The sequence below is a fragment of the Desulfotomaculum defluvii genome, from assembly GCF_054657375.1.
In genome coordinates this window covers 793,177-809,193 of record NZ_BAAHYV010000007.1, presented here as the reverse complement: position 1 = coordinate 809,193, position 16,017 = coordinate 793,177, and the positions used below count along the sequence as shown (strand labels likewise).

12 protein-coding genes are annotated in these 16,017 nt (G+C 45.5%); 1 reads left to right on the top strand and 11 read right to left on the bottom strand.

All coding sequences use genetic code 11. From position 1 onward, the window contains the following. Positions 1-241 precede the first annotated feature (241 nt). The gene (locus tag ACYQ03_RS11045; RefSeq protein WP_459909994.1) at positions 242-1,189 is read left to right on the top strand and encodes an SLAC1 anion channel family protein; all 948 of its coding nucleotides are present in this window, start codon (positions 242-244) and stop codon (positions 1,187-1,189) included. Positions 1,190-1,657: 468 nt separating this feature from the next. Here the strand turns inward: ACYQ03_RS11045 and ACYQ03_RS11040 are convergent, their stop codons facing one another. The 11 genes from ACYQ03_RS11040 to ACYQ03_RS10990 all read right to left on the bottom strand — a co-directional run bounded on the left by ACYQ03_RS11040 (position 1,658) and on the right by ACYQ03_RS10990 (position 16,003). Then, complete coding sequence (locus tag ACYQ03_RS11040) at positions 1,658-1,918, bottom strand: carboxymuconolactone decarboxylase family protein (protein WP_459909993.1); 261 nt, start codon at positions 1,916-1,918, stop codon at positions 1,658-1,660. A 23-nt stretch (positions 1,919-1,941) separates the two neighbouring features. Next, on the bottom strand, positions 1,942-2,181 hold the full coding sequence (locus tag ACYQ03_RS11035) for a thioredoxin family protein (protein ID WP_459909992.1): 240 nt from the start codon (positions 2,179-2,181) through the stop codon (positions 1,942-1,944). A gap of 205 nt (positions 2,182-2,386) precedes the next feature. Continuing rightward, positions 2,387-3,355, bottom strand: coding sequence for a class II fructose-bisphosphatase (gene glpX / locus ACYQ03_RS11030; RefSeq protein ID WP_459909991.1), 969 nt, complete (start codon positions 3,353-3,355; stop codon positions 2,387-2,389). Positions 3,356-3,511: 156 nt separating this feature from the next. Then, positions 3,512-3,853 carry a PadR family transcriptional regulator gene (locus tag ACYQ03_RS11025; protein WP_459909990.1) on the bottom strand — a complete coding sequence of 114 codons (342 nt, stop codon included), beginning with the start codon at positions 3,851-3,853 and terminating at the stop codon, positions 3,512-3,514. A 620-nt stretch (positions 3,854-4,473) separates the two neighbouring features. Then, on the bottom strand, positions 4,474-7,029 hold the full coding sequence (xdh, locus tag ACYQ03_RS11020; protein WP_459909989.1) for a selenium-dependent xanthine dehydrogenase: 2,556 nt from the start codon (positions 7,027-7,029) through the stop codon (positions 4,474-4,476). A gap of 84 nt (positions 7,030-7,113) precedes the next feature. Then, positions 7,114-8,193 (bottom strand): 4Fe-4S binding protein, encoded by a 1,080-nt coding sequence (locus ACYQ03_RS11015; protein WP_459909988.1) that lies wholly within the window; start codon positions 8,191-8,193, stop codon positions 7,114-7,116. 78 nt (positions 8,194-8,271) lie between these two features. Beyond that, positions 8,272-9,615 carry a nucleobase:cation symporter-2 family protein gene (locus ACYQ03_RS11010; RefSeq protein WP_459909987.1) on the bottom strand — a complete coding sequence of 448 codons (1,344 nt, stop codon included), beginning with the start codon at positions 9,613-9,615 and terminating at the stop codon, positions 8,272-8,274. A 183-nt stretch (positions 9,616-9,798) separates the two neighbouring features. Next, positions 9,799-11,391, bottom strand: coding sequence for an N-acyl-D-amino-acid deacylase family protein (locus ACYQ03_RS11005; protein ID WP_459909986.1), 1,593 nt, complete (start codon positions 11,389-11,391; stop codon positions 9,799-9,801). A 10-nt stretch (positions 11,392-11,401) separates the two neighbouring features. Further along, positions 11,402-12,586 (bottom strand): YgeY family selenium metabolism-linked hydrolase, encoded by a 1,185-nt coding sequence (locus ACYQ03_RS11000; protein WP_459909985.1) that lies wholly within the window; start codon positions 12,584-12,586, stop codon positions 11,402-11,404. 97 nt (positions 12,587-12,683) lie between these two features. Beyond that, positions 12,684-13,895, bottom strand: a complete 1,212-nt coding sequence (gene dpaL / locus ACYQ03_RS10995) for a diaminopropionate ammonia-lyase (RefSeq protein ID WP_459909984.1) — start codon at positions 13,893-13,895, stop codon at positions 12,684-12,686. A 332-nt stretch (positions 13,896-14,227) separates the two neighbouring features. Then, positions 14,228-16,003 carry a sigma-54-dependent Fis family transcriptional regulator gene (locus ACYQ03_RS10990; RefSeq protein WP_459909983.1) on the bottom strand — a complete coding sequence of 592 codons (1,776 nt, stop codon included), beginning with the start codon at positions 16,001-16,003 and terminating at the stop codon, positions 14,228-14,230. Positions 16,004-16,017: the final 14 nt, after the last annotated feature.

Genomic DNA, 16,017 nt, shown 5'->3' with positions numbered 1-16,017 from the left:
TGTCTCAATAAATGACGACAGCCCCTTCTCTTTTAATGCTTTGGGTTGTAAAAACTAGATCTTTTTCAGTGGCCTTGGTCAATGAAATTTCTTTTCTTTAGTTTTGTCGGAGTAGCAAAGGGAAATACTTTCAAGGTTTTCTTGGAAGGTCACTGAGCAAAAAGTTCTAGATGCACTATATAAGCAACTATATAAGCAATAGTTTAATATAAATAAATACTTTTATTAAGGGGTGATTTTTTTGGGCCATGGTGTGCAATTTTTTCCTATTGGGTTGTTTGCCAGCGTGATGGGGCTATGCGGATTGTCTATTGCTTATCAGCGGTTTGAGCAGGTCTTTGGGCTACATTTAGGAATTGGTATGATGCTGCTAGTGATAGCCTATGTAGTGTTCGCAGTGGTCGGCACTGCCTATTTAGCAAAACTGGCTAAACACACTAAGGAAGTAGTGAATGAATTTAATCACCCGGCCAAAGCCAGTTTCTTCCCGGCTATCTCTATCAGCCTGCTGTTATTGAGTATCGGAACGCTGGAGGTATCCCATGAAGTGGCTAGGTATCTATGGATAGCTGGCGCATGCCTGCACTTTGTCTTTACTATTGTCATTATGTCCCGCTGGATTAACCGCAGCTATGAGATTGCTCACTCCAACCCAGCCTGGTTTATTCCCGTGGTCGGTAATATCCTAGTGCCGGTCGCCGGCGTAGAGTTCGCCCATAAAGAATTAATGTGGTTCTTTTTTAGTGTGGGTCTGTTTTTCTGGGTGGTGTTGTTTACTGTAATATTTTACCGTATCATCTTCCATAACCCACTTCCACCCATGCTAATGCCTACGCTGTTTATTTTGGTTGCCCCCCCGGCAGTGGGATTTGCCGCCTATACAAAAATGACCGGGGAGATGGACGGTATTGCCCGCGTTCTCTTATATTTGGCGATCTTCTTTGTCTTTTTGCTATTCTCAATGGCGCGAAATTTCATGGGACTGAATTTCTTTATATCCTGGTGGGCTTACACTTTCCCCATGTGCGCTGCGACCCTTGCCACTACTCTGGCCTTTAAGTTTACCGGACTAGCACCGCTCGGGTGGCTGGCAACTATTTTTATAGTCGTAACCACTCTAATTATAGCTATCGTAGTGGTTCAAACTATAAACGCTTTTCGTCAAAAAGCTGTCTGTGTTCCAGATTAATCGAGGGCTTACGTCCTTCACCTGTACAACCTCCTGTACCCTAATTCTAAAAGGCAGGTGTACTAGACCAAGCAACTATGAAATTTATGAGTCACTCATGAATTTGCTAAAAAGTACCGGTTGGCTAGATACCACCCGGTACTTTGCTAAGAAAACCTTTCTTTTTTCTACTGGGTGGTGTGCTTGTGGCTAAACCTGCCCTAAGTCTACCCAGCATGATTGTTATGCATAAAATTATGGGTATTAAAAAGACTAGCGGTTATGATTTTGACACCTTCTGGGGGTAATTAAGGTATATGGCTTATTGCGCTAGCTACAACAGCTAAAACCAGATTAGCCTACAATAGAACTAAAGAACTAACCCGGTTGCTTTTTAATCTATTAAGATTTACCCAGAATAAATAAAGCCACTCCCTTCATATAGGAAGTGACTTTTATACCAAACGGTCACGCCGTTTGCTATGATTTTCAGCCGCAACCTCCGGCGGAACCTCTGTTCAACAAAGACTGAGCGTTTTGTAAGAGCATATCCGCTAGGGCCTTGATCCCCTGGTTAGGTTGTATTTTCGCTTCTTCCCCCAGTTGCACCGCTTGGGCAATATCCTCCACTGAAGCTCCCGCCTTTAGGGCTTCGGTAACCTTTTGCTCCAGGCAAGGAAAGCAGTTTGCTCCTATACTGGCCCCCACACCGATTAGGGCAAGGGTCTTGGCATCCAGGTTGGCACCCATATTCTCCTCTCCCCTTCTACGATCTATTTCTCCTCTTCGATCAGCTTCTTGATATCGGCCTTGTTGGGCACCCGACCAGATACCTTGACTTTTCCGTTAATCACCAGCCCCGGTGTAAGCATGACACCATATTGCACGATCTGAGCAATATCCTCCACCTTTTCTACATTTGCGGTTACATTGATTTCTGACAATACCTCCCGCACCAACTTATCCACTTCTTTACACTTCTTGCAGCCAGTTCCCAATACTTTAATTTCCATGATTCCAAACCCCTCCTTAGGTTAATATATTTTAACATTAATTGATAATATAATCATTTGCTAATATAATAACATTGTATCGTGAAATTTGGCAATGATTATTCTATTTTTTAATGCTGCCAGGGTCAATATTCGATCACCTTGCTGGTGTTGAATAAATCCCGTACCACCATTTATGTATATGGTAATACGGGATTTATTTTGCTTAACTTATAACTAGATTAATTTTATCCGGTATATGATGAACCGCTCGGATAAACCGAATGGTTCCTGTTTTGGCTCGCATCACCACGGAGTCCGTCTCTACCCGTTCGTCTCTAAGAAAGCGTACACCTCGTAAAAATTCTCCTTCGGTTACCCCGGTGGCTGCAAATATAGCATCGTCACCTCTAACCAGATCCTCCATCAATAGAAGTTTGTGAGGATCCTTGATTCCCATTTGTAGACACCGGTTATATTCCTGATCATTCTGCGGCACTAAGCGGGCTTGCATCTCTCCGCCCAGACACTTCATGGCTGCAGCAGTAATTACACCTTCTGGCGCTCCTCCGATACTAATGAACAGATCTACACCTGTTTCTGCAAGGGCAGGGGCAATGGAGGGTCCTACATCGCCATCACTGAATAACCTTACCCGGGCCCCACTGTTTTGGGCATCTTGAATGATCTGTTGGTGTCTTTCTCTCTCTTGTATCATTACCGTTAAATCTGCTATATTTTTTTCGTTTGCCTCAGCAATAATCTTTAGGGTGTGCTCAATGGGGTCATCCAGATGAACTCTGCCTGCAGCCCGTGGACCTACGGTCATTTTGTGCATATACATATCCGGGGCATGTAGTAAGCAACCCTTATTGGCTATGGCAATAACCGTCATTGCATTGCTATATCCTTTGGCCACTAGGGTAGTGCCCTCCAAAGGATCCACAGCCACATCTACCTCTGGGTAGGCTGCATTGCCCAGCTTCTCTCCAATGTAGAGCATGGGGGCTTCATCCAGTTCCCCTTCTCCGATGACCACCGTACCATTCATACTGATCGTGTCGAACATTGCTCGCATGGCGGTGGTTGCGGCCTGATCTGCTTCGTTTTTTAAGCCACGACCCAGCCAGCGGGCAGAACTAATGGCCGCAGCCTCTGTAACTCGTACAATTTCAATAGCTAATTCTCTTTCCAAAGAAGTACCTCCAAATAAATTATGATAAGAATGCAACCTCCACTACAAGTATATTGAGTAGGAGATTATTTTTCAAGCTAGTTAGAGAGTCTGGTTATCTAGTCATCAACCTTATTCAAACATTATTTAGGTATTCCTGTACCTTATGGTTCTGTTCTATCGACATAAAATAGCCTCCCCTAATACTTTATCAACCGTTGAACGAAACATTACCCATTCCTTACATTTTTCTTTAAGCTGAAGACGCCCTTTGTCTGTTATTCGATAATACTTCCTCTGGCGGTTTCCGTTTGATTCTGACCAGTAGGATTCAACCATTTCATCAGACTCCAAAGTATGCAGAATCGGGTAAAGAGTTCCTTCTTTAAAAGCAAACACACCTCCAGAAGCATTTCCAATTTCTTTAATCATTTCACACCCATACATGGATTTCCGTTCAAGTAATTTTAGGATAAGGATGGTGGTGCTTCCTTTAAGTAATTCCTTATTTACTTTCATTTTAATTTCCGTCCTTTCAAAGTGCAAAGAATTTCGATGCATAGTTAATCTAGGTATAATTACATGCTCCTTTCATTTTTTGTCAATAATAATCTACAAAGGTACAAAACTTTCTCCCTTATTTCCATAACCAAAGTATTGCAGATTATGCTGAATATGTTTGGTGACATATATGTAAGATCTCAGCCTTTAGCAAAAAAGCTATTTCAGCCCACAAGAGGATAGCAATACCAGCTATAGCTGCTTTGATTTTGAGATGTCTTTTTAGGGTGTAATACCGGGTTGGTAAAAATATAAGACACCCACAGTAAAAGCAACTGTAAGTGTCTTTAAAGAGAGGTTCCTTGAGAAGATAAAGTTAGGGGCTAGGATAAATAGCGCAGTAGCTTACCTCCTCTTTCTCTAGACCTCCTAATATAGAAGAAAACATCCCATTAGCCGCATTCTTATGTCCTCCTGTTACCAAACACTACCAACTACAAAAAAGCCTCCGTACTTTTCATAACTATTGCATTTTCCAGCAACCACATAGTGAGAACCTGACCTAATATTAGTATACTCATTCCCCGGTCACTTTTTGGTTTATGCGAGAGCGATCATGCTAGATTCCGAATCTTATTTTATTTTTTCCTGCTATAGGGTGTTTCTTCCAAGGGCAGATTTGTTCTCAATTTACCATCCCTTAGATAGTAGGCACCAGCCACTGCAGAAGCAGTGGGGATAGTAGAGATTTCGCCGATGCCCTTGGCACCATAGGCTAAGTTATCCTGGTTTTTCTCCACAATGATGCTTTCAATACGCGGCGTGCTAGTGGCACGGAACAGGCCCAAGGTGCCGAATTTGGCGGTAGGGACACCGTTTTTCAGAGGGAAGTCTTCAGTTAGAGCGTAGCCCAGACCCATGACCACCCCCCCCTCAATTTGTCCAGAAACTCCCTGAGGATTGATGGCTTTACCAATATCATGAGCTGCTACCACCGTTTGCACCCGGCCCGCTTCATTCAAAATAACCACCTGGGTGGCATAGCTATAGGCCACATGGCTGACAGGGTTTGGTTTGGCCGAGCCCATGGGATCAGTGATACCGGAGTACTCCCCATAGAATTCTTGTCCTTCCAATTCGGTCAGGGACTGTTTTTGTAATGCTTCTTTCAGTTGCAGAGCTGCCACTCTGGCTGCTTCGCCGTTAAAGACCGTTTGCCTAGAGGCCGTTGTAGTACCACCATCGGGAGTTGTGTCGGTATCCGGAGCTCCCACTAAGGTTTGCTTTGGCTCTAGACCTGCAGTTTCGCATACAATTTGTGTGAGCACTGTGGCTAAGCCTTGGCCAATACAAGCTGCACTGGTAAGGATTTGCACTTTGCCGTCTTGGACCTTGAGATTAACTCGGCCAATATCTGAAAGGCCTACACCAATGCCCGCATTTTTCATAGCACAGGCCACACCGGCCTCTGGATAAGCTTCAACTATGTCTTGCACAGCCAACAGAGTTTCTTTAAAAGCAGTACCTGCATCGGCAATTTGTCCATTGGGCAGTACACCACCCGGCTCGATGGCATTACGAAAGCGTATCTCCCAGGGGGAAATGCCCAATTTTTCAGCCAACAGGTTTAGGTTTGATTCCATAGCAAAGCAGGATTGGGTAACCCCAAAGCCACGGAAGGTACCGCCCGGAGGATTATTGGTATAAACACCAAGGCCGATGATATCTACATTGGCAATCTGATAGGGCCCCGCTGCATGGGTACAAGCTCGCTCCAGTACGGGACCACCCAGAGAAGCGTAGGCCCCGGTATCGGTAATAATCTCCGCCTTCACTGCGGTGAGCTTGCCATTTTCGTCACAGGCGGTGGTGAATTCCATCTCTGCGGCGTGACGCTTAGGATGCACCTTGATACTCTCTTGCCGAGTCCAGGTTAGCTTCACAGGCTTCTTGGTATGCCAGGCCAACAGGGCTGCATGGTGTTGAACCGAAAGGTCTTCCTTACCCCCAAAGCCACCACCTACCAATTTACTAATGACTCTTACCCGTTCTGGTGCCACGCCCAACATGGCCACGATACCGTGATGATCATCGTAAACACTCTGGCTACCCACATAAACAGTAAGCCTATCGTCAGCCTCAGGTACTGCCAGGGCACTTTCGGGTTCCAAAAAAGCATGCTCCGTTGGAGGAGTGCTATATTTTTGTGTTACCACATATTTGGCCTTGGCGATTGCTTCCTCAACGTCGCCCCTCTGGAGCACCGTTTTTCTGAGTAGGTTCCCTTTAGGATGAATACTGGGAGCCCCTTCAGCCAGGGCATCCCAGGTTGAAGTCAGGGATGCAAGCTCTTCATAATCTACTTTGACTAACTGAATCGCTTCCCTGGCAATTGCTTTACTGGTGGCTGCCACCAGTACCAAAGCATCCCCGACATAACGGGTTTCCTCACCCTCTGCCACCAAAGTTGGCCAGTCGTGGACGATATGTCCTAGAAAGCGCTCGCCAGGAATATCCCTAGCAGTCAAGACTGCCTCCACCCCAGCTAATTCTTTGGCCTGATTAATATCAATGTGTTTCACCAAGGCACGAGGATATTTACTGCGTAGCACAGCAGCATAGAGCATACCCTCGACTTTGAGATCATCCACATATTCTGCGATCCCCAGAACCTTTTCTTGGGCATCCACCCGGGGCATCCGTTCGCCCACCCGATAGTTGGATTTCACTTCGGGCACATAGCCCTCCCTTAGGGCCCGAGCTGCCATGGCAATAGCCATTTCAATTTTCTGATAACCAGTGCAACGGCAGATGTTGCCATGTAAGGCCTTTTTAATTTCCTCTCCTGTGGGGTTAGGGTTTTTGTCCAGCAGGCCCTTGGCACTTATGACCATACCAGGAATACAAAAACCACACTGCACAGCACCAGCCTCAATAAAAGCCCAGCTGTAAACATCCTTTTCTTGTTCGCTTAGACCCTCCACAGTGAGGACGCTTTTGTCTGCGACCTTGGCTATGGTCAGTACACATGCTCGGAAGGCTCTACCATCCACCAGCACCATGCAAGCACCACAGGCACCTTCGCCGCAGCCATTTTTTACAGAGGTGAGTCTGGCATACTCCCGAAGATATTCCAGAAGGTTCATGTCTTTCTCTAGGGTAACCGGAACACCATTCAGTTTTATATTATACAATGTCTTCAAACCTCTCTATGCTGAAATGGTTTTTCGGAAAAGGAAATGATCCTGGTATCTTGATTTAATTATCCAGAGGGTGCCCTATAAACTCAGTGCATTCTTAGGGCAACGGGTTACACAAAGACCGCAGCCAAAGCATTTGATTGGATCAATTTTCAGTTGTTCTTCCCTGGTGATAGCACTGTACATGCAGCTAACTTCGCAAATACCGCACTTGCTGCAGGCATCATGATTGACCTTTGGGGCAATGGACTCAGCCCGATAAGCCCTCTCAGCCATCTTTTTAATGGTAAGACCTTTGATTTGGGCAACATCGGTATAGCCGTGGTTATCTAAAAAATCATTTAATTCCTTGGCAATTTTACCGTACACGGTAGGGCCTTTGAGAATGCCTTCGGTACAAACCTGAACTGCCGAAGCACCAGCCATAAACATCTCCGCCACATCACGACCATTAGTGACACCACCTACACCAAAGATAGGTATATTTACAACCTGAGCAACATCATAGATACAACGCACGGCCAAGGGGCGAATGGCCGCACCAGAAAGCCAGCCGTAACCAGTTTTACTACCCATAAACGGCAGTCCGGTATCCACATCAATACCCATGCAAGGGCCAAAGGAGTTAATCATCACTAGGCCATCTGCACCAGCTGCTTCAGCTGCTTTGGCTATTTCTTTAATGTCAGTGTGGGGGCTCATTTTTAAAAAAACTGGTACGTCTACTTCTGCTTTAGCTGCTTTAAGGGCATTAATCATGGGTGCAATATCTGTACCCACATAGTGAGTAGATAACTCCAAGGCATCAGCGTAGGGTTTTACTAATCTTGCTAATTCGCTAATTTGTTCTGCAGTATAACCAAGGCCGACAATCACTGGTACGCCGGTTTCCTTAGCCATTTTGTATTCTTTTTCCAGCCATTGCTCCTTGGGCAATTCGGACCACAACTCTGTGTTCAAAAAACCGCCCTTTACTTGTGCCATACAGGGGCGGGGAATTTCAGCAGGTTTTACCGAGATAGTCTTGGTTACGATACCGCCAGCACCGCCTTTAGCTGCTGCCTGACACATAGCACCATCCTTGGAACCAGGACCTGCTGCGGGCATTACAGGGTTAGAAAACTCGATACCACATATGTTTACACTAATGTTAGCCATTTTTATTCTCCTTAGTTATAGTTAATTTTAATCGTTTCTTTTGATAACCAGTAGAACTGGGATAGCAATAGGTAAAACCTAGTGGCTATAAGCCGCTGTCTCAGCCTCTTCTACCTCATCGGACTTCTTTACGCCAGTTTCATTGAAGAAGTAGTTCAGTACAATGGCTGCTAAGCTACCAGCGGTGATACCGCTGTGTAGAATAAGTTGAGCCCATTGGGGCATATGGTGGTAAAAAGTAGGTGCAGCCAAGGGAATCAGACCAAGACCTAGACTGACAGCCACAAGCATAGAGTTATTGGTACCGTCGAATTTCACCTTGCTTAAGGTACGAATGCCGCTGGCCGCCACCATGCCAAAGAGGGCAATACCAGCACCGCCCAGTACAGGGGCAGGAATAGCTGCCACCACTGCGGCAACCTTGGGGAATAAGCCCAGGGAGGCTAGAATAATACCCGCAGCCACCACTACAAAACGGCTTTTGATTCCTGTCAGGGCTAAGAGGCCTACATTCTGGGCAAAGGCCGAGTGAGGGAAGGTATTCATTACGCCACCAAGCATGGTGGAGAAGCAGTCAGCCCGTAACCCCCGGGTCAAACCTTCGCGATCCACTTTTTGACCCACAATTTCACCTACGGCCACCATATCGCCAGTGGTCTCGGTCATGATAACTAACATAGCCAGAGTCATGGCCAAAATGGATGTTAGATCAAAAAGCGGCATCCCAAAGTGAAAAGGAGTAATAATTTGAAACCAGGAGGCAGTTGCCACCTGTGAAAAATTGGTCATACCCAGGGGAATAGCCACAAGGGTACCAAAGATTAAGCCCAATAGGACAGCAATACTTTGGTAAAAACCCTTAAAGAAGCGAAACATCATAATCACAAATAATAGCACCAAGATTGCTAAACTAATATAGTTTAGACTACCAAAATCTGGGGCACTGGCATTGCCGCCACCTGCCCAACGTACTGCCACTGGCATTAGCGACACACCAATCAGGGTGATAATGGTGCCGGTGACCACAGGTGGGAAAAAGCGAATGAGCCTACTAAAATAGGGACTGATGATGAAGCCAATGAGACCAGCAGCGATGGTGGCACCAAAGATACCTCTGAGTCCATGTTGGGTGCCTACCATAACCATCGGTGTAACCGCTGCAAAGGATACGCCTTGCATGATTGGACTCCGTATCCCCAGCTTCCAGATTCCCAGTGCCTGGATAATAGTGGCAATACCACCTACCAGTAAGTCAGCATTGATTAAATAAATCAACTCTTCCCTTGATAAACCCAGTGCATTGGCAATAATAATGGGTACCGCTACTGCCCCGGCGTACATAGCCATAACGTGCTGCAGACCAAAAACAAAGAGTTTCCCTTTTGGTAACATTTCATCAACTGGAGCCATTTGTTCTGCCATTTGTTACCACTCGCTTTCATTCTATTGTTGTAATTCTCTAGAACCTCTCCCATACTTTGTGAGCAAATTCTCTTGCCTTGGCATAAATTTGTGCTCTACCCAAGCGGCGCTAGGATTTTGCTTAGTATGTTTATGCAGCACGTTGGCTACCTTAAGTGACTCGAACATATCACTGGTGTACCTTTATTGCACAGGTTTTCTTAGTACTCTTCCAGCCAGCAAATGCTGATACTCACCCCTTTGAATAACAGCTTCGCCATTTATAAACACATACTCGATTCCTTCGGGGTATTGAACAGGATCCACAAAGGTTCCCTTGTCAATGATGGTATCGGGATTAAATACCACAATATCGGCAAAATACCCAGTTTTCAGAGCACCCCTTCGTTCAAAACCAAAGACACTAGCTGGTTGATAAGTCATTTTGCGAATGGCATCCTCCAAGGATAGGGCCTGTTTTTCCCTGACATAATGTCCAAGGACACGGGGGAAGGAACCATATACCCGGGGATGGGGCTTGCCGGACAGCAAGCCATCGGTGCAAACGTTTTGCTCTGGTCGAGTCATAAAGGTGATTACATGCTCTTCCTTGCCGTAGAAATCAACCATGCCTACAGCATTCTCCTCTTCATAAAGTAAATCGAAGGTAGCCTGATAGGGATCCTTGCCGCGAATTTGACCGATTTCAACTAAACTCTTACCCACTAGGTCCTGGTTTTTAGCCGTCTTAACGCTGGTAACAAAGATTTGATCTAAACCCGCAAAATCAACGAAATCATCCCAGCCGGGAAGGCCATGTTCTATATCATAAATCATCTTTTCCCTTTGCTTTGGATCCTCCAGACGCTTGAGCAGCATATCTGTACCTCCGTCATGTGCCCAGGGAGGTAAGATAACACCTAGCATGGTGCTACCTGCTACGTAGGGATATTGATCAAAGGAGATCCGGATACCCTCTGCTTTGGCCTTTTCTAAAAACTCCAGCACTGGTTCGATCAGCTTCCAGTTTTTGCGTCCACAAACTTTAAAGTGGGAGAAGTGGATCTTCACGCCGGAACGGCGACCAATTTCAATGACCTCAGCCATTGAGGGTAAGATAGTATCTGCTTCACTACGTTGGTGTACCACAAAGACACCATCATATTCTGCCACTACTTTACACAATTCAATGATTTCATTGGTTTCCGAATATGCACAGGGCATATAGATGAGTCCGGTGGATAGGCCATAGGCTCCTGCTTCCATTTCCCTCCGGGTGATTTCGCACATTTTTTGAATCTCTTCCGCTGTGGGCTGGCGATTGCCTAGGCCCAGTACTTCCATACGAATATTACCGTGGGGTACTAAATAACTTTGGTTAAGCCCCACCCCCTGTCTTTCCATCAGCTTTAGATAACCGTCAGTGGTCTTGTAATGCCAATCAATGTCATCGCTATCGCCATCTAGACCAGCCAGATTCTTGCGCCAGGGGCTGATATATTGCTCCGGCAAAGGTGCCATGGAAATGCCATCTTGACCCAGCACCTCAGTGGTAACACCCTGACGAATCTTCGGCTGGATATAGGGGTCGACTAATATTTTTAGATCGGAGTGGCTATGGGTATCAATAAACCCAGGAACCACTACCAGATTACTTACATCTATTACTACATCTTTATCTCGTTCTGTAATATCGCCAATGGCGGTAATATGCTCACCCTCAATGGCCACACTGCCACGAAACCCCTTAGCACCTGTTCCATCTACAATTAAGCCATTTTTTAGTATGATCCTCATACAATTCTCCTTATTTCAAGACCGACTTCATGATGGCATAGTAGCCTGTGGCACCCTTGCAGAGTTGATCCACTTCGATATGCTCATCAATAGTATGGGCCAAGTTCTCTCTGGAGGGGCCAAAGCCAATTGTTTTAATACCCTTCTCACCAGCATAGTGGCTGCCATTGGTGCAGAAAGAGTAATGGGTCACCTCTGGGTTTAAACCGACTTCCCGTAAGCCTTTGAGAGCTGCTTGCACCAGTTCATCATTTTCGTCATAAAGCCAACCCGGGAAAAACCGTTCGCCCTGGATGGTCTCGCCGGTGTGGCATTTTTCACTACCTACCGCAAAGGAGACCATGGCTTTAAATTCGGAATCTTGCCTTCCCATTTCATCAATCAAGGCTTGAATAGGGGCCAATACCGATTCAGGGGTTTCTCCCACCAACAGTCTTCGATCATAGGTAGCCCGGCAATACTCGGGTACTACCGATGCACCGGGATAGGGGGAGGATTTAATATCAGTGAGCACTAGGATCCCTTGGCCCAATACCCCTTGTTCCGGTGTCTCAATACTCTCAATACGATCAATGAGCTTGGACATCTTTAATACCGCATTGATGCCCTTTTCAGGATTGGCAGAGTGGGCAGGTCTGCCAAAGGTTTCCAGCACAATCTCTGCCCGGCCTCTTTGGCCCCGCTTGAGATTTAACTCTGAGGCTTCCCCAATCACCACATAATCGGGCTTCACAGCTTCACTTATCTTTCGGGAAGCTATTCCCTCAAAGATCTCTTCGTGAACCACCCCAGCTACATAAATATCTCCAGCAAAGTCTTTCTGGGTATCCTCTGCAAAAAAGGCTGCGGCTGCGATCATGGCGCTGACTGCGCCTTTCATATCAGAGGCACCCCGCCCAAAGATCTTACCATCTTCCAGTTCTCCACTGAAGGGTGCATGCTGCCATTTAGAATCATCGGGTACTGGTACCGTATCGATATGGCCATCAAATAAAATGGTTTTACCAGGTTTTTTCCCTTTGATATGACCGATTACGTTACCATAGCCGTCTACAAAATAATTATCGTAACCCATAGCCTTGAAGGCTTCGGAGATACTCTTAACTACTTTCCCTTCTTCACCGGAATAACTCTGTTGACGTATTAGTTCTTGGCACAACTCGATGAGTTGCTGCTTCCTTTGTTGATTTAGCATACCTTATCACCCCATATATTGATTCCCAGCTTATTAGCCTAGGCTTCTAAGTATGACTGTTTCAAAATAGACAAATTGACAATAACTAACGAACTATTTATTTCACACTGGGATATTCGCCATCCCATACGATACTACGATACTTTGCAGGATCAGTATCTCCCTCGGTATTAAATAAGAGAATTTGAGAATCCTGGTCAAGTCCTAGCTTGGCTTTGGCATCGGCTAAGTCAGGGCTAGTTAAAAGCTCAAACAATAGCCCAGCGGTCACGGCCCCAGATTCACCAGAGATGACCCGTAGATCCTCTGCCAGAGGGTTACCTAACACTCTCATGCCCTTGGCAGCTAACCAGTCGGGGCAGGAGACAAACATATCGCTGTAATCTCTAAGAACCTTCCAACCAATAATATTGGGTTCACCACAGGCCAGACCCGCCATAATGGTGGCCATGTCGCCGCCTACCACTCTCGGTTGACCATCATTGGCCACAACAGATTTATAGAGACAATCAGCTTTATCTGCTTCGACGATCACCGTTCTAGGACGATCTTGACCAAAGACAGAAGCAAAGTAGCCCTGTACAGCCCCGGCTAAGGAACCTACACCAGCCTGCACAAAAATATGGCTAGGTTTATTAATATTCAATTCCCTTAACTGTTCCAACGCCTCTGCAGCCATAGTGCCATAGCCCTGCATGATCCAAGCAGGGATTTCTTCATAGCCCTCCCAAGCTGTGTCCTGGACAATAATCCAACCGTGTTTTTCTGCCTGTTCTGCTGTCATACGCACTGCATCATCGTAGTTCATATCCACGATTGATGCCTCGGCCCCCTCGGCACGAATATTTGCAAGGCGAGTTTCAGAGGAACCCTTGGGCATATAAACCACAGATTTTTGCTTCAAGCGATTGGCAGTCCAGGCCACACCGCGACCGTGATTACCATCGGTGGTGGTGGCAAAGGTAATCTCGCCCAACTGACGGCGTGTTTCCTCGGAAGTAAGGATGTGGTAGTCCAGTTCACCGATGTCTTTACCTGATTTTTGGGCTAAAAATTTGCCCATGGCGAAGGAACCACCCAGCACCTTAAAGGCATTCAAGCCAAAGCGATAGGATTCATCCTTTACATAAATGCCCGCAACCCCCAGGTGCTTGGCCAGATTATCTAGGCTCCGCAGAGGAGTGATACTATATTCAGGAAAACTCTGGTGAAAATACTTGGCCTTCTGTATTTCAGTTTCACTTAAAAAGTCAGTTGATACTTTCTCTTTTCCCAACATCTTGTTTGCTTCCCATTGAATCTTTTCCATAAGGCACCTCGCTTTTGTTTTATATAAATCTTTTTAGCAATAAACATGCCAAGGGATAGTTGATTACAAATAAAAAAACAAGAAGATATTCCTATCTCCCTGCGTTTTTTCTTAAGTGAAGTCCAAAAACCCACAGCGAGTCATTTACAGGGGGACTAATGTCTAGTCCCGGTGTAGTAAGTTCCCTTTGTACCCTGTTGGGGCAGGTCTTTTTATCAAAATGATAGGTCTTATCATTTTGATAAAAAGACCTGCCCTCTGAAAGTACCCTATAGAATAAACTTGGACACAATTTAAACAAAAGGTAATTTATCATTTTGATAAATTACCTTTTATTTATACGAGTTATGTAATTCTTCTAATTGGTGATATTCTTCCAATTTACGGTAAAGGGTAGCAATACCAATACCCAACTCCTGAGCAGCCCTTTGTTTCCCCTTCGTACTGTACCCATACATCTCCATCGCCTGTAAAATGGCTTCCCGCTCTAGCTCTTTTAAGGGACGAACTTCATTTTGCCTTGTGAGGGATTGCCCTTGGGACTCCCAAAGGTTTCGGGGCAGTGTGTCTCGGGTCAAAATTCCCGTAGTATCAGCCATGTTAATCATGAACTCCACGGTATTTTCTAGCTCCCGTACATTTCCGGGCCAAGGATAGTGGGTTAAGATATTTAAGGTTTCCTCGTCAATACTGTGTACTTTTTTATGAAATAACTGGCTGTATTTATCCATCATGTAGCCGAGAAGTGGGCCGATATCCTCCGACCTTTCCCTAAGGGGAGGTATCTCAATGGGTATAACGTTAAGCCTGTAGTATAAATCCTCTCGAAACTTATTTTCTTTTATTAGGGTTCTAAGATCCTGATTAGTTGCAGCAATCACTCGCACATCCAGTTCAATGAGCTGGTTGGACCCAATGCGAATGAGCTTGCGCTCCTGGAGTACCCTCAGCAGCTTAACCTGCAGATAAAGGGGCATATCCCCCACCTCATCTAAAAAGATGATGCCCCTATTGGCCAATTCAAATTTGCCGATTTTACCCCGGGGGTCCGCCCCGGTAAAGGCCCCTTTCACATAACCAAAGAGTTCACTTTCCAGTAGAGTATCCGGGATAGCGGCACAATTGATAGCAATAAAGGGCTTATCGCTGCGATTACCTTCGGCGTGGATAGCTCGGGCCAGAACTTCTTTACCTGTGCCACTTTCACCGGTAATGAGCACCGTGGAGTTGGAGTCTGCAATTTTTAGAACTTTTCTTTTTAGTTGCTGGATGGCCTCGGACTGACCGATGATGCTTTGCATGGTCACTGTTTGTGATACATTGGTAAGATCATAAATACCCGACTTAACATTTTTGATTTCATTAAATATGAGTATTTTATCATAGCTGGATAACCGAGGAGTGACCTCCAGTAAGTTGCCCATTAACTTGAAGGTTTTTTCCCCAATGGCCACTCGATATTCCTCTGACCCCAGTAGAGAATCCCCTGTGGGCTGTATATTAGCCTGCTGGTACAAACATTTTGGAGAAAGGCCCAGTTGACTCAGGGCACTGCTATTGAAATGAACGATGCAGTTTGCTTCATTGAATATCAAAACACCCTTGTCGACACTATTAATTACGTGGTTCAGTAGTTGCATCATGCCCTGGTTTCTTTCTCTCTCTTGATGTTCATAAGCCTTGGCACTGATAAAGACCGCAATTTGATCAAGAAATCCCCAATAAGCTTCTAGATTTTGCAATAGATGCTGCTTTTGTTCTTCATTAAAACAAATTAAGCCAATAACGCCAATAATGTTCTGATCCAGTTTTATAGGAGTACACAACTCTAGCTTTTCATCACAGTGATTTTGTTTTTCACAAAGCTTACAGAGGGGATGATGGCCGGGATCTTCGATAAATTGTGGTTCCCCGGTTGATAATACTTGCTTAAAAACTAAACCTTCCTTAGATATACCCTCATTGATACTGTTTTCATAAATGCCGGTACCGGCAATACGAAGTAGCTGGTCGTCGACGATTTCAACTTCCACTTGAATGACCTGAGCAATAGCTTTGGCATACTGCATAACTGTTGTTTGAATCTCGCGTAGAATAGACTGCTTCATGCCGGTTGGCCCTC